Origin of the sequence: Streptomyces manipurensis (genome assembly GCF_049570255.1) — a bacterium.
Taxonomy (GTDB): Bacteria; Actinomycetota; Actinomycetes; order Streptomycetales; family Streptomycetaceae; genus Streptomyces; species Streptomyces manipurensis.
Window position 1 is genome coordinate 1,265,145 of record NZ_CP186950.1, and the last position, 18,258, is coordinate 1,283,402.

General features: G+C 73.2%; 18 protein-coding genes and 1 pseudogene. 7 read left to right on the forward strand and 12 right to left on the reverse strand.

The window, feature by feature from the left end; all coding sequences use genetic code 11:
* Positions 1–55 precede the first annotated feature (55 nt).
* Positions 56–1,705, forward strand: a complete 1,650-nt coding sequence (locus tag ACPU2J_RS05845) for an FAD-dependent monooxygenase (protein WP_423832902.1) — start codon at positions 56–58, stop codon at positions 1,703–1,705.
* A gap of 182 nt (positions 1,706–1,887) precedes the next feature.
* Here the strand turns inward: ACPU2J_RS05845 and ACPU2J_RS05850 are convergent.
* A pseudogene (locus ACPU2J_RS05850) lies at positions 1,888–2,508 on the reverse strand (linear amide C-N hydrolase); the annotation flags it as partial.
* 607 nt (positions 2,509–3,115) lie between these two features.
* On the opposite strand from ACPU2J_RS05850, the gene ACPU2J_RS05855 reads away from it, so the two are divergent.
* A complete protein-coding gene (locus ACPU2J_RS05855) occupies positions 3,116–3,583 on the forward strand; it encodes a nuclear transport factor 2 family protein (protein ID WP_423832903.1) in 468 nt (155 codons plus the stop codon).
* A 102-nt stretch (positions 3,584–3,685) separates the two neighbouring features.
* Positions 3,686–5,251: an apolipoprotein N-acyltransferase gene (gene lnt / locus ACPU2J_RS05860; protein ID WP_423832904.1), complete on the forward strand. Its 1,566-nt coding sequence runs from the start codon at positions 3,686–3,688 to the stop codon at positions 5,249–5,251.
* Here the strand turns inward: lnt and ACPU2J_RS05865 are convergent.
* Positions 5,196–6,101, reverse strand: a complete 906-nt coding sequence (locus ACPU2J_RS05865) for a Gfo/Idh/MocA family protein (RefSeq protein WP_420082492.1) — start codon at positions 6,099–6,101, stop codon at positions 5,196–5,198. The two genes, lnt and ACPU2J_RS05865, sit on opposite strands and share 56 nt — an antisense overlap.
* Before the next feature lie 84 nt (positions 6,102–6,185).
* Here ACPU2J_RS05865 and ACPU2J_RS05870 point away from each other — a divergent pair, with 84 nt between their 5' ends.
* Both ACPU2J_RS05870 and ACPU2J_RS05875 read left to right on the forward strand, forming a co-directional pair.
* The gene (locus tag ACPU2J_RS05870) at positions 6,186–6,710 is read left to right on the forward strand and encodes a DinB family protein (RefSeq protein WP_423832905.1); all 525 of its coding nucleotides are present in this window, start codon (positions 6,186–6,188) and stop codon (positions 6,708–6,710) included.
* Positions 6,711–6,831: 121 nt separating this feature from the next.
* Complete coding sequence (locus tag ACPU2J_RS05875; RefSeq protein ID WP_423832906.1) at positions 6,832–7,371, forward strand: hypothetical protein; 540 nt, start codon at positions 6,832–6,834, stop codon at positions 7,369–7,371.
* A 57-nt stretch (positions 7,372–7,428) separates the two neighbouring features.
* Here the strand turns inward: ACPU2J_RS05875 and ACPU2J_RS05880 are convergent, their stop codons facing one another.
* The 8 genes from ACPU2J_RS05880 to ACPU2J_RS05915 all read right to left on the reverse strand — a co-directional run bounded on the left by ACPU2J_RS05880 (position 7,429) and on the right by ACPU2J_RS05915 (position 14,247).
* Entirely contained in the window at positions 7,429–7,962 is a 534-nt protein-coding gene (locus ACPU2J_RS05880; RefSeq protein WP_420082491.1) for a hypothetical protein, read from the reverse strand.
* Between the two features lie 95 nt (positions 7,963–8,057).
* A complete protein-coding gene (locus ACPU2J_RS05885) occupies positions 8,058–8,726 on the reverse strand; it encodes a uracil-DNA glycosylase (protein ID WP_361594183.1) in 669 nt (222 codons plus the stop codon).
* A gap of 110 nt (positions 8,727–8,836) precedes the next feature.
* Positions 8,837–10,420, reverse strand: coding sequence for an ABC transporter substrate-binding protein (locus tag ACPU2J_RS05890; protein ID WP_365080901.1), 1,584 nt, complete (start codon positions 10,418–10,420; stop codon positions 8,837–8,839).
* Positions 10,421–10,572: 152 nt separating this feature from the next.
* On the reverse strand, positions 10,573–11,334 hold the full coding sequence (locus ACPU2J_RS05895; RefSeq protein ID WP_420081444.1) for an SDR family oxidoreductase: 762 nt from the start codon (positions 11,332–11,334) through the stop codon (positions 10,573–10,575).
* 27 nt (positions 11,335–11,361) lie between these two features.
* Positions 11,362–12,123 (reverse strand): 3-oxoacyl-ACP reductase FabG, encoded by a 762-nt coding sequence (gene fabG / locus ACPU2J_RS05900; RefSeq protein ID WP_365138561.1) that lies wholly within the window; start codon positions 12,121–12,123, stop codon positions 11,362–11,364.
* A gap of 228 nt (positions 12,124–12,351) precedes the next feature.
* Complete coding sequence (locus tag ACPU2J_RS05905) at positions 12,352–12,735, reverse strand: DUF3037 domain-containing protein (RefSeq protein ID WP_361593963.1); 384 nt, start codon at positions 12,733–12,735, stop codon at positions 12,352–12,354.
* The gene (locus ACPU2J_RS05910) at positions 12,732–13,580 is read right to left on the reverse strand and encodes a HipA family kinase (RefSeq protein WP_420081443.1); all 849 of its coding nucleotides are present in this window, start codon (positions 13,578–13,580) and stop codon (positions 12,732–12,734) included. The genes ACPU2J_RS05905 and ACPU2J_RS05910 overlap by 4 nt, the downstream gene beginning before the upstream one ends.
* A gap of 43 nt (positions 13,581–13,623) precedes the next feature.
* Positions 13,624–14,247, reverse strand: a complete 624-nt coding sequence (locus ACPU2J_RS05915; RefSeq protein WP_361593959.1) for a cysteine hydrolase — start codon at positions 14,245–14,247, stop codon at positions 13,624–13,626.
* A gap of 76 nt (positions 14,248–14,323) precedes the next feature.
* Between ACPU2J_RS05915 and ACPU2J_RS05920 the strand changes: the two genes are divergently transcribed.
* Positions 14,324–14,800 carry a pyridoxamine 5'-phosphate oxidase family protein gene (locus tag ACPU2J_RS05920; RefSeq protein ID WP_365080913.1) on the forward strand — a complete coding sequence of 159 codons (477 nt, stop codon included), beginning with the start codon at positions 14,324–14,326 and terminating at the stop codon, positions 14,798–14,800.
* A gap of 71 nt (positions 14,801–14,871) precedes the next feature.
* Here the strand turns inward: ACPU2J_RS05920 and ACPU2J_RS05925 are convergent, their stop codons facing one another.
* Positions 14,872–15,777 (reverse strand): LysR family transcriptional regulator, encoded by a 906-nt coding sequence (locus tag ACPU2J_RS05925; RefSeq protein ID WP_365080916.1) that lies wholly within the window; start codon positions 15,775–15,777, stop codon positions 14,872–14,874.
* A 73-nt stretch (positions 15,778–15,850) separates the two neighbouring features.
* On the opposite strand from ACPU2J_RS05925, the gene ACPU2J_RS05930 reads away from it, so the two are divergent.
* Positions 15,851–16,852 carry a DMT family transporter gene (locus ACPU2J_RS05930; protein ID WP_423832907.1) on the forward strand — a complete coding sequence of 334 codons (1,002 nt, stop codon included), beginning with the start codon at positions 15,851–15,853 and terminating at the stop codon, positions 16,850–16,852.
* Positions 16,853–16,911: 59 nt separating this feature from the next.
* On the opposite strand, the gene ACPU2J_RS05935 is transcribed toward ACPU2J_RS05930, so the two are convergent.
* On the reverse strand, positions 16,912–18,246 hold the full coding sequence (locus ACPU2J_RS05935) for an aminotransferase class I/II-fold pyridoxal phosphate-dependent enzyme (RefSeq protein ID WP_423832908.1): 1,335 nt from the start codon (positions 18,244–18,246) through the stop codon (positions 16,912–16,914).
* Between the last annotated feature and the right edge of the window lie 12 nt (positions 18,247–18,258).

Consider the following 18,258-nt stretch of genomic DNA (forward strand, 5'->3'; position numbering starts at 1 on the left):
CGTCGTCCCACCAGGATCCCCCAGACCAGCCCCAGAAACGAAAGGCGAGAGCGACATGACACGTTCCGGTGAGCGGACCGGTGTGGAGCGCACTGACGTGCTGATCGCGGGTGGCGGCCCGGTCGGGATGGCGCTCGCGCTGGACCTGACGTACCGCGGGATCGACTGCATGGTCATCGACGCCGGCGACGGCACGGTTCGCCACCCCAAAGTGAGCACCATCGGTCCGCGCTCGATGGAACTGTTCCGCCGCTGGGGTGTCGCGGACGCGATCCGCGACACCGGCTGGCCGGCCGATCACCCTCTGGACATCGCCTGGGTGACCAAGGTCGGCGGCCACGAGGTCCACCGCTACCGCCGTGGTACGACGAAGGAGCGTCCCGCCTTCGCGCACACCCCCGAACCCGACCAGGTGTGCCCGGCCCACTGGCTGAACCCGGTGCTGACGCGGGCCGTCGGCATACACCCGGACGGCCCGCTGCGGCTGCGTACGACCGTCGACGACGTGCGTCAGCACGCCGGGCACGTCGATGCCACCCTCACCGACCACACCACCGGAACGACTGGTTCCGTACGGGCCCGGTACCTGGTCGCCTGCGACGGCGCGGCCTCCCCCATCCGGCGGTCCTGCGGCATCGACGCCCCCGCGCGCCACCGCCCGCAGGTCTTCCGCAACATCCTCTTCCGCGCCCCCGCGCTCAAGGACCGGCTCGGCGACCGCGCCGCGCTCGTCTACTTCCTCATGCGGTCGTCCACACTGCGCTTTCCCATGCGTTCGCTGAACGGCAGCGACCTGTACAACCTTGTCGTGGGGGTGGAGGACGAGACGGCGCCCCGCGTCGACGCGCTGTCACTGATCAACGACGCCCTCGCGTTCGACACGCCGGTGGAACTGCTGGGAGACGGGGAGTGGCACCTCACCCACCGCGTCGCCGAACGGTACCGGTCGGGCCGTGTCTTCCTCGCCGGCGACGCGGCGCACACGCTGTCGCCCTCCGGCGGTTTCGGGCTCAACACCGGCATAGCCGACGTCGCCGACCTGGGCTGGAAGCTCGCCGCCACGCTGAACGGCTGGGCCGGGCGCCAACTCCTCGACACGTACGAGACCGAGCGCAGGCCCATCGCCGTGGAAAGCCTGAACGAGGCCCACCTCAATCTCCAGCGCACCATGCGCAGGCAGGTGCCGCCCGAGATCCACCTCGACGGGCCCGAGGGCGAGCGCGCCCGTACGGAGATGTCGGAGCGCATGCAACAAAGTGGCGTGCAGCGGGAGTTCGACGCACCGGAGATCCACTTCGGGCTGCGCTACCACTCCCCCGTCACCGTCGAGGACCCCGGACTGCCGGTGCGCCACGGCAAGCCGGACGCCGCCTGGCGCCCCGGCAGCGAGCCGGGATTCCGCGCCGCGCACGCGTGGTGGGACGACACCCGCTCGACCCTCGACCTGTTCGGGCCCGGATTCGTGCTGCTGTGCTTCGCCGAGCACGCCGCGCTCCCGCGATTCGAGAATGCGTTCGCCGAGCGGGGCGTGCCGCTGACCACGCACAGGGGGCGTGAGGGCGAGGTGTCCAAGCTCTACGAACGCTCCTTCGTGCTGGTCCGCCCGGACGGCCATGTGGCGTGGCGCGGCGACAGTCTGCCCGAGGACCCGGCGGAACTGGTCGACACGGTAAGAGGGGACGGCACGCAGCCCGCCGCCCGGTGACCGGATCCGCAGGTGGGGTGTCGGCTCCATCCCGGTGCCCCACGGCGTGACCGAGTCGGCCCAGCCGGTTCGGAGCCGTTCCTCGACCCCGGCCCGCTCCGGAACGACCTGGACAGAGGCAGTGGGCGGCGCGTACGAAGCGGTCGGCCGCCTCCGTCGTGCCCGGCAGCGGCAGGGCGCCGCCGAACGCCTCGTACCGTTTTCAGACGGTCCAGCTGCTGATCAAGCTGCGGGGAGTTGGTCATCACCGTGTACGTGCGGTCGCAGTGAACGCGCGGCCTGCCGTCGGCGAACTCGACGACCGCCGAGTCTCCCGTGGCGTCGTCAGGCGCCAGGTGCAGCGTGCTCCACGTGTCCGCCTGGGCGTCCGCCTGTGGGCGCACCTGGAAGGGTTCGGCCTCCAGCGCGTCGACCGCCTCGGCGACGGCGGGGAAGCAGTCCGGGAGGTACTGCGTCCACCGTGCGGCGCTCACGGTCGGCAGGCGCGGGTCGCGCACCCCACAGTCCGATTCGGCCGGCCACGGCAGATGCACGCCACGACCCGCCTCGGTGATCCCGTCCAGGGGGGCGGAGTCGTACGCGATGGCCACCACCCTGCCGTAACGGGCTCCACCGCAGCGGCAGCGGGTCGTCCGCTCCCATGCCCGCCCGCTCCGCCCCGCGGGACAGCACCCACGGGCTGGTGTCCGGGCTCTGCTTCCCGTCCGCGTTCCGTCCCACGACGGCCGGCTGCCTGCCGCAGCACAGGCGCACACATCAGCCTCACGCTGGAGCGGCCGGTCGGGACGCGCGTGCCGGACCACCGGTGGGACTCAGACGGCCTGCACGGCTCTCCGCCCGACTGCAGGTCGGCACGGGCCGCCACAGCCCTGTGGGCTGTCATGATCGGTCAGCTCTTCGGCGGGATCCGGACGCGGAGCCAGGCGGGACGGCATCGAGCCTCCTCGCCCGTCACGCCGACCATGGAGCAGGAGATTGCCGATTCGCTGCACATCATCGTGCTGATCGGCACGGACGTGCCGAGTCCGCACGCGGGCGAGTCCGGGTCCTGATCCGCCCGGAACCACCACTTCGCGTGAACCGGAGGCCGCTCGGGAACGTTCCCGGGAGGCCTCCGCGTCGTTGTCCGTGAAGAGAACGGAAGGCGAGCAGCAGGGGGTGTCCCATGGGTCGTGTGGTTCTGGAGCGGTTTCCGGCCGGAAGTCCGCGGGGAAGTTGGCCGGCCGAGGAGTACGCGGCGCAGCGCATGCGCGAGGGCGTACCGGCCGAGGTGGTCATGGATCTGGCGAGTGACGCGTTCCTCGTCGTGGTCCGGCAGCGGGAGGGGCGTTCCGGCCACTGAGGGCGGGCGGCGGACAGGGTGCGCGCACACCCCTTGGCCTCGGGCCCCCGCAGCCCCACACTGACCCGATGACGCAGCGTGTGGACCTCGCGACGGTGATGGACCGGCTGGCTATCGACGAAGTGGTCACGGGCTACGCGGTGGCCGTGGACGACGGCGACTGGGAGGCGTACCGGGCCCTGTTCGTCCCGGCCGGGCGGGCCGACTACAGCTCGGCGGGCGGGATCGAGGGCCCGGTCGCCGAGGTGGCGCAGTGGCTCGCCGGGACCATGACGCTGTTCCCCGTGCGCCAGCACCTCATCGTGAACCGGCGGATCCGGCTGGAGGACGTGGCCGGTGCCCCGGGGGACGTCGCCGAGGTGCGGGCGGACTTCCTCAATCCGATGCGGCTGCGGGGACCGGATTCCGGCGAGGAGGCGACCTCGCCGAACTTCGTGGCCGCCGGGCGGTACACCTTCGCCCTGGCGCGCACCCGCGACGGCTGGCGGCTCACCCGTGTGACCGTGCACGAGAAGTGGCGGCACACGGCCCTCTGAGCCCTTCTCCCGCCCCGCCCCGGGCCCCGGGGCGGGCCGCGCCCGCCGGGCGCCGGAGGGGCGGGTACGAGCGGCACTGCCCACACTGGAAGCGGAGGCGCCATGGTCCCGATGCACAGCGGGTGGTTCCGCCGGTGGCGCGCGCCCGCGGCGCTCGCCGCCGGCGCCCTGCCCGCGCTCGCGTTCCCGGCCCCCGCCCTCTGGTGGTTCGCCTCCGTGGCCCTCGTGCCCTGGATGCTGCTGCTGCGCTCGGCCCCGACCCCGCGGCGGGCCGCCCTGGAGGGGTGGCTGGGCGGCGCCGGCTACATCCTGGCGGTGCATCACTGGCTGCTGCCCAGCCTCCACGTGTTCCTGCTCCCGGTGGCGGCGCTGGTCGGCCTGCTGTGGATTCCCTGGGCCCTGCTGGTGCAGCGGCTCCTCGGCGGGTCGCCCCCGGCGGGCCGGGCCGCCTGCGCGCTGGTCGTCGTGCCGGCCGGGTGGCTGCTGTCGGAGGTGGTCCGGTCCTGGCAGGGGCTGGGCGGCCCGTGGGGGCTGCTGGGGGCGAGCCAGTGGCAGGTGCCCGCGGCCCTGCGGCTGGCCTCGGTCGGCGGGGTGTGGCTGGTGAGCCTGCTGCTCGTGGCGGTCAACTGCGCGCTGGTGCTGCTCGTCGCGGTGCCGTCGGCGCGGGTCCCCGCGGTGGCGGGCGTGGCGGGGTGCGCGCTGCTCACCGGGGCGGTGTGGGTGTGGTCGGTCCGGCCCGCGGAGGCGGGCGGGCTGCGGGTGGCCGTCGTACAGCCCGGTCCGGTGCCGGACGGGCCGGACAGTGCGGAGCGCCGGTTCGCGGCCGGGGAGCGGCTGACGCGGCCGCTGGCCGGACGGGACGTCGACCTCGTGGTGTGGGGCGAGAGCAGTGTCGGCGAGGACCTGTCGGCGCGGCCCGACCTGGCCCGGCGGCTGGCCGCGCTGTCGGCGGAGGTCGGGGCGCCGCTGCTGGTGAACGTGGACGCCCGGCGGGCGGACCGGCCGGGCATCTACAAGAGCGCCGTCCTCGTCGGTCCGGCGGGCCCCACGGGCGACCGGTACGACAAGATGCGGCTGGTGCCGTTCGGGGAGTACGTACCGGCCAGGACGCTGCTCGGCTGGGCCACCTCGGTCGGCCGGGCGGCCGGCGAGGACCGCATGCGCGGCGACGCGCCCGTGGTCATGGACCTGCCCGGACGCCCCGACGGGCGGTCCGGCGTGCGGGTGGGGCCGCTGGTCTGCTTCGAGTCGGCCTTCCCCGACATGAGCCGGCGCCTGACCCTCGACGGGGCGTCCCTGCTGGTCGCCCAGTCGGCGACGTCCACCTTCCAGGACAGCTGGGCACCGGACCAGCACGCGTCACTGGCGGCCCTGCGGGCGGCGGAGAACGGCCGTCCGATGGTGCACGCCACCCTCACCGGCGTCAGCGTGGTGCACGGCCCGTCGGGCGAGCGGATCGGGTCCGCCCTGCCCACGTCGGCGCGTGCCGCCGCGGTGTACGAGGTGCCCCTCGCGCGGGGGACGACCCCCTTCGTCCGCTTCGGCGCCTGGCCGGTGGCCGTGGCGTTCGCCGTGCTGGCCGCCTACTGCGCGGCGGTCGGCGCGCGGGCTCTCAGAAAGCCTGCTCCAGCGCCGACTCCACCACCTTCTCGCACAGCTCGTGGGTGAGCAGAGCGTCGCGGGCGCTGAGGGTGCGGCCCGCCGCGACCGCCTCAAGGAAGTGGTCGACGACCTGTTCGATGCCGCGCTGGCGGGCGACCGGCACCCAGTCGCCGCGGCGGCGCACGGTGGGCTGCCCCTTGTGGTCGATGACCTCGGCGAGGTTGACGACCTGCCGCTTGGTGTCCGTGCCGGAGACCTCCAGGACCTCCTCGTTGGAGCCGGAGAGGCGGTTCATGATGCCGAGGGCGCTGAAGCCGGGGCCGGAGAGGTGGAGCACCACCTGGTGCATCAGGCCGTCGCGCACCACGGCCCGGACGTCGGTGCGGTCGGCCTCGCCGGGCAGCAGGAAGCGCAGGGTGTCGACGACGTGGATGAAGTCGTCGAGCACCAGCGTGCGCGGGTCCTCGGGCAGCCCGACCCGGTTCTTCTGCAGGACGATCAGGTCGCGGGGGTGGTCGGCGCACTGCGCGTACCCGGGCGCGTGGCGGCGGTTGAAGCCGACGGCGAGGGAGACCCCGCGCTTCTCGGCGAGTTCCACCAGGTGCCGTGACGCGGCGAACTCGTAGGCGAGCGGCTTGTCGACGTACGTGGGGACCCCGGCTTCCAGCAGGTGCGTCACGATCTCGGGGTGGGCGCCGGTCGGGGCGTGGACGAAGGCCGCGTCCAGGCCCTGGGCGAGCAGGGCGTCGAGATCGGTGTGCCGGCGGGCGTCCGGGACGTGATGGGTGTCGCCGACCCGGTGCAGGGTGGCCGGGGTGCGCGTCTGCAGGTGCAGTTCGACGTCCGGGCGGGTGGTGAGGACGGGCAGGTACGCCTTCTGCGCGATGTCGCCGAGTCCGATGCAGCCGACCTTCACCGTGGCCTCCAATGTGGGTCCTTGTGGGATCTCGGCAGCTTAATCCCTGGTGGCGGGGGGCTCGCGTCGCCGAGGATGGCCCTCATGACCTCCAGTTCAGGATCACATCGCGAAGAACCCTCCACCACCGCCGGCGAACGGGAGATGCTCGACGGCTGGCTCGACTACCACCGCGCCACCCTGCTGTGGAAGTGCGAGGGCCTCCAGGACGAGGAGCTGCGCGGGACCCCGCTCGCCCCGTCCGAGCTGAGCCTCATGGGCCTCGTACGGCACATGGCGGAGGTGGAGCGCTACTGGTTCCGCGAGATCATGCTGGGCGAGGTGCTGCCCGAGCTGTACGTCACGGAGGAGGACCAGGACGGCGACTTCCACTTCACCGAGGCGGACACCTGGGCCGACGCCGAGAAGGTGTGGCGCACCGAGGTCGACCTCGCGCGCCGGGCCGTCGCGGGCCGCCCGCTCGACCTGCGGTCGGAGGCGGCCAGCCACCACCGGGGCGAGGTGTTCAGCCTGCGCTGGGTCTACACCCACATGATCGAGGAGTACGCGCGCCACAACGGCCACGCGGACATGCTGCGCGAGCAGACGGACGGCGCCACCGGCGACTGACCGGCCCGGGCGCGGGGATGCGCCGGCTGTCCCCCGGTCACCGCGCCGCCCGTCACCCGTGCGGGGTGAATATGGGCTCCCGGTTTTCACAACGGGGTCCTCGCACAGCAGAGTTGCGCGGGTGCATCCAACCCGAACCACGACAACGCTGCTCCTCGGCGTCGCCTGCGCCGTCTCGGCCGTCTCCGGCTGTGTCCAGGTGAGACCCGGCCCCGTGCAGCCCGCGTCCGCCCCCGCCGCGGGGGCGCAGCCCCGCCACGAGCCGCGCGGCGGTCCCGGGGCCGCCGCCGTGGTGGTCCGGGCACCGGCCCTGGAGGCGCTGGAGGCGGTGGAGTCCGCTCCGGGCGCGGCCGGGCCTGCGGCCTCCGCCGCGCCCTCCCCCCGGCCCGCCGGGCGGAGCTCGGCCGGCGACGACCGGGGGCCCGGGGCGGACGCTCCGCCGGTCCCCGACATTCCCGAGCCCCCGCGCGGCGCGGTGCCCGGTCCCGGGCGGGAGGAGGGCGGCGGCCGGCGTGCGCGGCCCGACGCCGAGGTGGAGCGGGAGCTGATGCGGAAGCTGCCGGTGCGGCCGGCGGACGTGTGCGCGCTGGGCCGCCGGCACGGCCAGTGGCGCGACGACAGCCCGGAGGCCCGGATCTGCGCGGGTGTCCACGGCGGCTGACCGCTCCCGCCGGGGCCGGGCGGGCGGCGCGGGCCCGGCACGATCCGCAAGAGCGGCCTAGGACTGCTCGGGGAAGGACCGGGGGCCGGTGTCGGGCAGGTCGGCGAGGCGCCGTTCCAGCCGCGCGATGGCCGCCCGTACGCCGTTGCCGTAGCCGTCGTCGGACAGTGCCCCGGCGGCGGCGCGGGCCCGCGCCAGGTGGACCCGGGCCGCCTCCGGCCGCTCCAGCTTCACGTAGTCGTCGGCGAGGCTGAGGTGGAGGGAGGGGTAGAACCCGCGCATGGCCGGATGCGGCTCGCGCTGTGCCGGCCCGCCGTCCCCGTCGCCGCCCGCGGGGCCGTCGCCCGCGGTGCCCGCCGCGGTCAGGGCCCTCAGGTCCCAGGCCAGTTCGTCGGCGGGATCGTCCTGGGCGTCGGCCATGTAGTGGGCGAGGGTGCACCGGTGCAGGCAGTCACCGTCCTCGCCGATCTCCGACCAGATCGCGACGAGCCGGTTGCGGGCCTCCTCCCGGTCCCCGGCGTGCAGCAGGATGACCGCCTGGCCGATCCTGGTCATGACGGTGTCCTCCGACGCCTCCTGCTGCTCGGTCACGGCGGCCTCCGGCTCGCTCTGCCAGACCTCCTCCGGTCTGATCATCAAGAAGCTAACCGGAGGCACCGGCTGTGGGGCCGAGGCGCGGTGGGAGGTCAGCCGAGGTCCGGGATCCGCCAGTCGATCGGCTCATGGCCCTGTGCGGCGACGGCCTCGTTGATCTGGGTGAAGGGACGGGAGCCGAAGAACTTCTTCGCCGACAGCGGGGAGGGGTGGGCGCCCTTGACGATCACGTGCCGCTCGGCGTCGATGAGCGGGATCTTCTTCTGGGCGTAGGCGCCCCACAGGACGAAGACCGCCGGGTCGGGGCGGTCGGAGACGGCGCGGATCACGGCGTCGGTGAACTTCTCCCAGCCCTTGCCCTTGTGCGAGTTGGGCTCGGCCTCGCGGACGGTGAGCACCGCGTTGAGGAGCAGGACGCCCTGCTGGGCCCACGGCATGAGGTATCCGTTGTCCGGGACCTCCAGGCCGAGCTCCTCCTTCATCTCCTTGTAGATGTTGCGCAGCGAGGGCGGGGTCTTGACCCCGGGCTGCACGGAGAAGCACAGGCCGTGGCCCTGGCCGGCGCCGTGGTAGGGGTCCTGGCCGAGCACCAGCACCTTGACCTGGTCGAAGGGCGTGGCGTCGAGGGCCGCGAACACCTGCTCGCGGGGCGGGTAGACCGGCCCGTTCGCCCGCTCCTTCTCGACGAACTCGGTGAGTTCCCTGAAGTAGGGCTGGTCCAGCTCCCCGCCGAGGACGGGGAGCCAGGACTCGGGCAGCATCTGGGTCACGGCGACAACCTCCGGTACAAGTTCGTGCAACTGATCAGAACCTACCGGGGGCCACTGACAACGCGTCGGGCGCCCGGGGAACGGGCCCCCGGGCCGCTCCGCTACCAGCTGGTCTTGCGGTACAGCTCCCACATCTGCATCGCGGTCTGCGGGTCGAGCGCCCGCTCGCCGCCGGCGATGTCCTCGCGCGCGGCGACGTAGAGCTTGCCCTGCCACAGGGGCAGCAGCCGGACGTCCTCGGCGAAGATCTGCTGGGCCTTCTCGAACTCGTCGACGCCGGAGGAGCGGTCGCCGTCGCGGCGGGACTTGGGCAGCAGGTCGTTGAGGATCTCGGTGGACTCGTACGGGGTGCCGACCGCGTTCTCCTTGCCGACGAACGGCGCGATGAAGTTGTCCGGGTCCGGGAAGTCGGGGAACCAGCCGCGCCCGAAGACCGGGTACTCCTGGCCCTTGTAGCCCTCCTGGAAGGTCTTCCAGGGCTGGCTGCGCAGGGTGATGCGGAAGAGGTTGGTCTCGTCGAGCTGGCGCTTGAGCTCGGTGAACTCGTCGGCGGTCGAGGAGCCGTACCGGTCGGTGGTGTACCAGAAGGTCAGGTCGACGGTCTGGGTGATCCCGGCGTCCTTGAGGATCTTCTTGGCCTTGTTGACGTCGGGGGCGCCGTACTTGTCGTAGTAGGGCGTCTTGTGGCCGACGACGCCCTTGGGGACCATCGAGTACAGCGGCTCGGCGGTGCCCTGGTAGACCTTGGAGACGAGGGTGCCGCGGTCGACGATCTGGGCGATGGCCTGGCGGACCGCGAGCTTGTTGACCGCCGGGTCCTTCGGATTGAAGACCAGGTAGCGGATCTCCGCGCCGACGTTCTCCACGACCTGGACGCCGAGCTTGTGCGACTCGGGGGTCTGCAGGTCGGTGACCTGGGCGGCCGAGAGACCGCGGTAGGTGGCGTCGAGCTCCTTGCCCTTGAGGGCGGCGACCATCTTCGCGGAGTCGGCGTAGTAGCGGATGGTCACGGCCTTGTTCTGGCGGTTCGCGAATCCGGTGTAGCCGGCGTTCTCCGTGAGGACGGCCTCGGCGCCCTCCTTGTAGGAGTCCAGCAGGTAGGGGCCGGAGCCGGTGATCTTGCCGTCCTCGCGCAGCTTGTCCGCGGGGTACATCTTGGGCGCGACCAGCGAGGCGGCGGGCGAGCCGAGGACGTACGGGAAGGTGGCGTCGGAGGTCTTCAGGTGGAAGACGACGGTCAGCTCGTCGGGGGTCTCGATCTTGTCGAGGCTGCCGAAGAGGTCCTTGGGGCCGACCTTGGAACCGATGGTGCGGATGCGGTCCAGGGAGTGCTTGACGGCCTTGGAGTCGAGCGGCTCGCCGTTGGAGAACTTCAGGCCCTTGCGCAGGGTGCAGCGGTAGGCCTGGCTCGCGCCGTCCGTGAACTCGCAGTTCTGGGCGGCGTCGGGCTGGGGCTTGGTGGAGCCCGTGGGGAACGCCAGGAGGGTCTGGTAGACGTTCCGGTACAGCTCCCAGGAACCGTCCCAGGCGGCGGCCGGGTCGAGGGTGCTGGGGGCGCTGGTGGTGCCGACGACGATCGGCTTCGCCCCGTCGCCGTCGTCCTCCGACAGCATGCCGCATCCCGCGAGCAGGGATATGGACGCAAGGGCCGCAGTGATCTGCAGGCATCTGGTCCGGTTGAACACGTGCACGCTCCTCGATCAGCCAGGGGTGCGGCAGACCCTACCGCAGTGCCCCACGAATCCAATGGGGTGGTTTCGTGGGGCACTTGACCGGTTCCGTGCACATTCGATACACATTTGCCTCCCTTTCGGAGGCAAATTCGTCCGATTATCGGTCAGTGGACCCCGGCATTGAGGAACATCCCACCGTCGACGACCAGAGTTTGGCCCGTGACCCATTCCGCTTGTGCAGATGTAAGAAACGCCGCCACGCCCCCGATGTCCTCCGGGAGCCCCAGCCGGCCGAGCGGATAGGCCGCCGCGGCCTCCTGCTCGCGGCCCTCGTAGAGCGCCTGGGCGAACTTCGTCTTGACCACCGCCGGGGCGATCGCGTTGACCCGGACCCCGGGGGCCATCTCGTGGGCGAGCTGGAGGGTGAGGTTGACCATGGCGGCCTTGCTCATCCCGTAGGCGCCGATGAACGGGGACGCGGAGACGCCGGCGATCGAGGCGATGTTCACGATCGCACCGCCGTTGTCCTTCTGCCACGCGTGCCAGGTCCGCTGGGCGAACCCGAGCGCGGAGATCACGTTGGTCTCGAAGACCTTCCGGGCGACACCGAGGTCGAGGTCCGCGATCGGGCCGAAGACCGGGTTGGTGCCCGCGTTGTTCACCAGGAAGTCGACCCTGCCGAAGGCCTCCATGGCGCGCTCGACCGCGTGGGCCTGGTGGGCCTCGTCGTGCGCCTTCCCCGCCACCCCGATGACCCGGTCCGCCCCGAGGCGCTCCACGGCCTCCTTGAGGGCCTCCTCGTTGCGTCCGGTGATGCAGAGCCGGTCTCCGCGGGCGACCAGCGCCTCGGCGATGCCGTAGCCGATGCCCCGGCTCGCTCCGGTGATGAGTGCGACCTTGCCGCTGTCGGTACCGCTGTACGTCATGGCGTACGCCTGCCTCTCGTCGGGCCGTCAGTTGAGGGGGCCGCCGGCCACGTACATGACCTGGCCGGAGACGAAGCCGGCCGCCTCGCCCGTGAAGAAGGCGATGGCGTTGGCGATGTCGTCCGGGCGGCCGACGCGCTGCACGGGGATCTGGGTGGCCGCGGCGGCCTGGAAGTCCTCGAAGCCCATGCCGACGCGGGCGGCGGTCTGGGCGGTCATCTCGGTGACGATGAAGCCGGGCGCCACGGCGTTGGCGGTGACGCCGAACTTGCCGAGCTCGATGGCCAGGGTCTTGGTGAAGCCCTGCAGGCCCGCCTTGGCCGCGGAGTAGTTGACCTGGCCGCGGTTGCCGAGCGCGGAGCTGCTGGAGAGGTTCACGATGCGGCCGAACTTGGCTTCCACCATGTACTTCTGACAGGCCTTCGACATCAGGAAGGCACCGCGCAGGTGCACGTTCATGACCGTGTCCCAGTCGGACTCGCTCATCTTGAAGAGCAGGTTGTCGCGCAGCACGCCCGCGTTGTTGACCAGGATCGTGGGGGCTCCGAGCTCGGCGGCGACGCGCGCGACCGCGGCCTCCACCTGCGCGCCGTCGGAGACGTCGCAGCCGACCGCCAGGGCCCGGCCGCCGGCGGCCGTGATGGCCTCCACGGTGTCCTTGCAGGCCGCCTCGTCGAGGTCGAGTACGGCGACGGCGCGGCCCTCGGCGGCCAGGCGCACGGCGGTGGCCGCGCCGATGCCCCGGGCCGCCCCGGTCACGATCGCGACGCGCTGCTCGGTGGTGGACATGCTGGTTCTCCTCGCCCTTGAGAAGCGGCCACCCAGAGGTGAGCAACCGCTTAGTAGCTTCAGCTGAGGAGACGCTAGGAGCCCTGGCACCCGGTGTCAACGCCACCCGCCCGGGACGGGGCTCCGGCCCGCCGCGAGGCCGGTGGGGCCCCGGCGACGGGCCGGGCGGGGCGCTGGGCCCGCGGGAAGCGCCGGGCGGCCGGCGCGCGCGGGACGGCGCGGCGGCCGTCAGCGGACCAGGAGGTCCAGGAGCCGCTCCACCTCCGCGGCGGGATCGGCGGTGAGCCCGGTGTGCACCGGCCCGGGCTGCACGACCGTGCTGCGCGGGGCGATGAGCCAGCGGAACCTGCGCCCCGCGTCGTCGCCCGCCGCCTGCCCGGCGGCCTCGCCGCCGCCGCACACTCCCTCGACCCCGCGCAGGGCCGCCCGTACGCCGGCCACGTCGGCCCCGGGGTCCAGGGCGAGGAGCTTCGCCTCGTCCAGGTGGGTGCGCGCGGCGACGTAGGAATGCGCCCGGCAGTAGACGATCACGCCGGCGTTGAAGCACTCCCCGCGCTCCATCCGGGGCACCACGCGCACCAGCGCGTACTCGAACACGTCCCGCTGGGTCACTCGTCGCCGCTCTTCTTCGTGTGGGCCTTGTGGGGCCACTCGGGCAGGTGGTCGGTGAGCCAGCCCGGAGGTCCGGCCGGGGCCTTCACCTCGGCCTCCATCGAGATCCTCTCGTGGATCGTGGCGGCGCGCGGCAGCAGCGCCTCCACGTAGGCCCGGCGCAGCGCGTCGGTGGAGTCGAAGCCGGGCTCGTCGACCAGCCATTCGTCGGGGACGTCGGCGGTGACCTCGGTGAGCAGCTCCTCGGTGACCAGCGGGGCGAGCTCGGCGGCCGCGGCCGCGATGTCCGGGCCGACCGGGGCCAGGACGTGGTCGGAGGCGTTGTACGGCTTGGCCGCGGCGGCCTGGGCCGTGGGCCAGTTGTGGTGCCAGATCATGGTGGCCCCGTGGTCGATCAGCCAGAGGTCGCCGTGCCAGACCAGCATGTTCGGGTTGCGCCAGGAGCGGTCGACGTTGTTGATGAGGGCGTCGAACCAGACCACCCGTCCCGCCTCCACCGGATCCACCCGGTACGCGAGGGGGTCGAAGCCGATCGAGCCCGGCAGGTAGTCCATGCCGAGGTTGAGGCCGCCGCTCGCCTTGAGCAGCTCCTGCACCTCCTGGTCGGGCTCGCCGAGCCCGATGACGGGGTCGAGCTGCATCCGGACCAGGGTCGGCACCCTCAGCCCCAGCCGCTGGGCGAGGCGGCCACAGACCACCTCGGCCACCAGGGTCTTGCGCCCCTGCCCGGCGCCGGTGAACTTCATGACGTAGGTACCGAGGTCGTCGGCCTCGACGATCCCCGGCAACGAGCCGCCCTCACGCAGGGGCGTGACGTAGCGGGTCGCGATCACTTCTGTGAGCATCCCCCCAGGCTATCGGGCGCCCGGCCTGCCCCCGCAGGGCATTTCAGCGGGCGGCGCCGGTGACCGGCCAGGCGTCGAGGAGGGCCTGCGTGGTGGTGATCGTCGCCACCAGGGACAGGGAGTTGCGGATCACCTCGGCCGTGCAGGCGGCGGGGACGCCCGCGATGGCGTCCGCCGGGACCACGACCCGGTAGCCGAGGTTCACGGCGTCGAAGACCGTGTTCGGGACGGCGATGTTGGAGGAGACGCCGGTGACGACGAGGGTGCGGACGCCGAGGTTGCGCAGCAGGGCGTCCAGGTCGGTGCCGGCCATCGGCGAGAGCCCGTGCAGCCGGCGGAGCACGAGGTCCTGCTCGGCGACGGTGATCGGGGCCGCCACCTCCACCGCCCGGCTTCCGGTCAGCTGCCGCACGGGGAGCCGCTCGGCGGCGCGGAACAGCCGCGCGTTGCCGTTCGCGCCCCGCCCGTCGGGCCTGCGCTCGGCGACCGCGTGCAGGACCTGTACGCCGGCCCCGCGCGCGGCGTCGACCAGCGCGGCCACCCGCTCCAGCATCCCGGAGTCCCGGGCCTCCTTGGCGAGCTCGGGCAGCGCGCTCTCCTCCCCCACGACACCGTTCTGGCACTCGACGGTGAGCAGCGCGGTGGTGTCGGGATCCAGATCGGGCATGACTCCCCCTGGCGTGGCGACGGAAGAGCCCTCATGATTCCTGACACCTAGTCAGATGTGAAGGGGTGCGGGTGCGATGGACGAGGGCCAGCGGCGGGGGCGGCGGATCATGATGAGCGCGGCCGAGGTGGACGCCTTCCTGCGCGAACAGCGGACCTGCCGGGTGGCGACGGTCTCCCCGGACGGGCGGCCGCACGTCGGCGCGCTGTGGTTCGCGTGGGACGGCGGCTCGCTGTGGCTGTACTCGATCACGCGTAGCCGCCGCTGGTCGGACCTGCGCAAGGACCCGCGGATCTCGGTGGTCGTGGACGCGGGCGAGTCCTACGACGAGCTGCGCGGGGTGGAGCTGTCCGGGAGCGCCGTCTTCGTGGGCGAGGCCCCGCGCACCGGCGAACCGTGCCCCGAACTGGCCGTGCCCGAAAGGATCTTCCCGGTGAAGAACTTCGGGATCGAGGAGATGCCGCACGACGGCCGGCACGCGTGGATCCGCCTCACCCCCGACTCGGTCGTCTCCTGGGACTTCCGCAAGCTCGCGGGTCCGCAGGCACCCTGAGACGAGCGGCGCGACGGCCCGGCCGCCGCGGGTCCGGCCCCGCGGCGGCCCTCACCGTCACCGCCGCCGCACTAGCCGCCGATGCCCGAGGCCACCTGGCGCAGGGTGTCGACCGCCGCCCTGATCGAGGGCCGGCGGTCGGCGTCGGCGCGCCAGACCGCGTAGACGTGGCGGCGCACCGAGTCGCAGACCGGCAGCAGCCGCACCCCGTGCGGTACGGGGCCGCGGCCCAGCCGCGGGGTGACGCACACTCCCAGTCCGGCCTCCACGAACGACAGCTGGGTGTGGTGCTCCTCGGCGATGTGGGCGATGCGCGGTTCGACGCCCGCCCCGCGCAGGGAGAACACCAGCCACTCGTGGCAGAACTGGCCCTCGTTCCAGGAGATCCACTCGTCCTCGGCGAAGTCGGCGAGCGAGATCCGCTCCCGGCCCGCCAGCCGGTGGTCCGCCGGGACGGCGATGTCGACGGAGTCGTCCAGCAGGTGGGTGCGGGTGAGCTCGGCGGGCACCGGCATCCGCTTGTTGTGCCAGTCGATCGCGAGCGCCATGTCGAGATCGCCGCGGACGACCGCGGCCATGCTCTCCTCGGGTTCCTGCTCCCGGACCCGGACCCGCAGGTCCGGGTGGCAGGTCCGCAGCGCCGACAGCGTGCCGGGCAGCAGCCCCCGCATGGCCGTGGGGAAGGCGCCGACCCGCAGTTCGCCGACGGCGCGGCCGCGCTGGGCCTCCACGTCGGCCTGGGCCTGTTCGACCTGGGAGATGATCCGGGCGGCGTGGTCGGCGAGCAGCCGGCCGGCGTCGGTGAGCCGTACGCCCCGTCCGTTCCGGGCCAGCAGCGGCTGGCCGACCTCGCGCTCCAGCTTGGCCATCTGCTGGGACACGGCGGAGGTGGTGACGTGGAGGCCGTCGGCCGCGCCGCTGACCGAGCCGTGGCGGGCGAGGGCGTCCAGGGTGCGCAGGCGCTCCAGGTTCAACATGTAAGCGATGCTACGCCGTCGATCAGAGAAACTCTCGCTTGTCCTACGAAGTTGACACCCGCACAGTAGGTCCATGAGCGCACCCACCACCCCCCGGCGGCAGGGCCACCCGGCCACCGTCCCCGCCACGCCCCCGACCCCCGCCGGCCCCTCGGATGCGCCCACGACCCGCCGTCGCGGCCTCCTCGACTGGCGGGTCCGCTTCGCGGTCCTCTCGGTCGTCTGGGGCTTCAGCTTCCTGCTGATCAAGGTCGGCACCGAGGCCTACGCCCCCTTCCAGGTCGCCCTGGGCAGGGTCTTCTTCGGCGCGCTGGCCCTCCTGGCCGTCCTGGCGGTGCGGCGCGAGCCGCTCCCCCGCGGGCTGCGCACCTGGGGGCACCTCACCGTGGCGGCGCTCCTGCTCAACACCGCCCCCTTCTCGCTCTTCGCCTACGCGGAGCTGAGCATCCCCTCCAGCCTGGCCGGCATCTGCAACGCCACCTCGCCCCTGTGGGGCATGGCGCTGTCGCTGGTCTCCCTCTCGGAGGACCGCCCGACGCGCCGCAGGTTCGCCGGCCTGGGCCTGGGCTTCCTCGGGGTGCTCACCGTCCTCGGCGCCTGGCAGGGCTTCTCCGGCGTCGACGCCAAGGGCACGGCGTTCGCCCTGCTGGCCTCCCTCTGCTACCCCGTCGGCTGGATCTACGTACGCCGCACCCTGGCCGGGGTCCCCGGCTCGCCGGTGGCACTCACCGGCGCCCAGCTCATGGTCTCCACCCTGCAGCTCGCCCTGGTGAGCGCGGTGTTCACCACGGCCCCGGGGTCCTTCCCGCTCTGGCCGACCCTCTCGGTCGTCGCCCTGGGCGCGCTCGGCACCGGCATGGCCCTGCAGATGCAGTACGGCCTGGTGACGGAGGTCGGCCCGACCACCGCGCAGATGGTCACCTACTTCATCCCCGTCATCGCCACCACGGCGGGCGTGCTGGTCCTGGGCGAGCAGCTGCACTGGAACACCCCGGTCGGGGCCGCGATCGTGCTGGCGGGCGCCACGCTCACCCAGACCCGCCCCGGCGCCCGCAAGCCCGCCCCGTCCTCCTGACCCCTCCGCGATCGACGGGTCACCACCGCCGGCCGGCCCCTCGGGGCCGGCCGGCGGCGTCATTCGTACCGCCCGCCCGCCGGCCCCGTCCGGACCGCTCCGGCCACGGCGTCGGCCAGACCCGGCACGTCCGCGGTCCGCAGCCGGGAGACCGTCAGCCTGATGCCCGGACCCGACTCGACGCGGAAGAGGGACCCGGGGGCCACCGCCCAGCCGGCGGTGAGCAGCCGCGTCACCGCCGCCGTCTCGTCGGCGACCGGCACCCACACGTTGAGCCCGCTGCGCCCGGACGCGGGGACGCCGCGCGCCCGCAGCGCCTCGACCAGCCCGTCCCGGCGCTCCCCGTAGGCGCGCGCCACGACGGCCGGGTCCACCGCCCCGGAGGACCACAGCTCGACCACCGTGTACTGCAGCAGCCTGCTGACCCATCCCGGGCCCAGCCGCTGGCGTCCGCGCACCCGGTCCAGGGTGACCTCGTCGCCCGTCAGCACCGCGAGCCGCAGGTCGGGCCCGTACGACTTGGCCGTGGAACGCACGAGCGCCCAGTGCCGGGTCGCCCCGCCCAGCGGGTGGAGGGGGAGGTCGACGATGCCGTGGCCGTGGTCGTCGTCGATCACGAGCGTGCCGGGGTGGCGGGCCAGCAGCGCCCGCAGGTCCCGTGCGCGCCGCTCGCCCACCGCGGCCCCGGTCGGGTTCTGGGCGCGCGAGGTGACCACGAGCGCCCGCGCCCCCGCCTCCAGCGCGGCGGCCACCGCCTCGGTCCGCGGGCCGTCCTCGTCGACGGCGACCGGCAGCAGCCGCAGCCCCAGGGCCGGGACGAGGTCCAGGGCGCCTCCCCAGCCCGGGTCCTCCACCGCCACCGCGTCGCCGGGGCGCAGATGGGCGACCAGGACCCGTTCGATGGCGTCGAGGGCGCCCGAGGTCACGGCGACCGGCCCGGGCGGGACCCCGTCCGCGTCGAGGCCCGCCCGGGCGAGCCGCGCCAGCTCCGGGGCGACCGGGTCCTGCCCGTAGAGGGTCGGGGCCTGGGCGTGCCGCCGGGCCGCACCGGCCAGGGCCGCGTCCAGGGCGGGGAGCAGCTCCACGTCCGGATTGCCCTTGGCCACGTCCCGCACCCCGGCCGGGACCGGGGTGCGCAGCGCGTCCCGGGGGGTGCTCGACGGCCGGGACCGCACCCTGCTGCCGCGCCGTCCGTCCGTCTCGATGACCCCGCGCTCACGCAGGGCCCGGTAGGCGGCGGCCACGGTGTTGGGGTTGACCCCGAGCTCGCCCGCCAGTTCGCGCATCGGCGGCAGCAGCGTCCCCGGGAGGAGTCCGCCCGCGGCGACGCCCGCTTCGACGCTCGCCGCGATATCCGCTGCGCGTCGTCCTTCGATCCGATATTCTCCTAGCACAAACAATAGTAT

Coding starts and splice junctions, on each gene's coding strand:
- ACPU2J_RS05885 (WP_361594183.1), bottom strand. CDS start 8,726: ATGCTGCCCGAGTCCTGGCTCCCCGTCCTCGGCGGGGAGCTGGACCAG.
- ACPU2J_RS05895 (WP_420081444.1), bottom strand. CDS start 11,334: ATGACGTACAGCGGTACCGACAGCGGCAAGGTCGCACTCATCACCGGA.
- fabG (WP_365138561.1), bottom strand. CDS start 12,123: ATGTCCACCACCGAGCAGCGCGTCGCGATCGTGACCGGGGCGGCCCGG.
- ACPU2J_RS05930 (WP_423832907.1), top strand. CDS start 15,851: ATGAGCGCACCCACCACCCCCCGGCGGCAGGGCCACCCGGCCACCGTC.
- ACPU2J_RS05910 (WP_420081443.1), bottom strand. CDS start 13,580: ATGCTCACAGAAGTGATCGCGACCCGCTACGTCACGCCCCTGCGTGAG.
- ACPU2J_RS05845 (WP_423832902.1), top strand. CDS start 56: ATGACACGTTCCGGTGAGCGGACCGGTGTGGAGCGCACTGACGTGCTG.
- ACPU2J_RS05870 (WP_423832905.1), top strand. CDS start 6,186: ATGACCTCCAGTTCAGGATCACATCGCGAAGAACCCTCCACCACCGCC.
- lnt (WP_423832904.1), top strand. CDS start 3,686: ATGGTCCCGATGCACAGCGGGTGGTTCCGCCGGTGGCGCGCGCCCGCG.
- ACPU2J_RS05925 (WP_365080916.1), bottom strand. CDS start 15,777: ATGTTGAACCTGGAGCGCCTGCGCACCCTGGACGCCCTCGCCCGCCAC.
- ACPU2J_RS05920 (WP_365080913.1), top strand. CDS start 14,324: ATGGACGAGGGCCAGCGGCGGGGGCGGCGGATCATGATGAGCGCGGCC.
- ACPU2J_RS05915 (WP_361593959.1), bottom strand. CDS start 14,247: ATGCCCGATCTGGATCCCGACACCACCGCGCTGCTCACCGTCGAGTGC.
- ACPU2J_RS05855 (WP_423832903.1), top strand. CDS start 3,116: ATGACGCAGCGTGTGGACCTCGCGACGGTGATGGACCGGCTGGCTATC.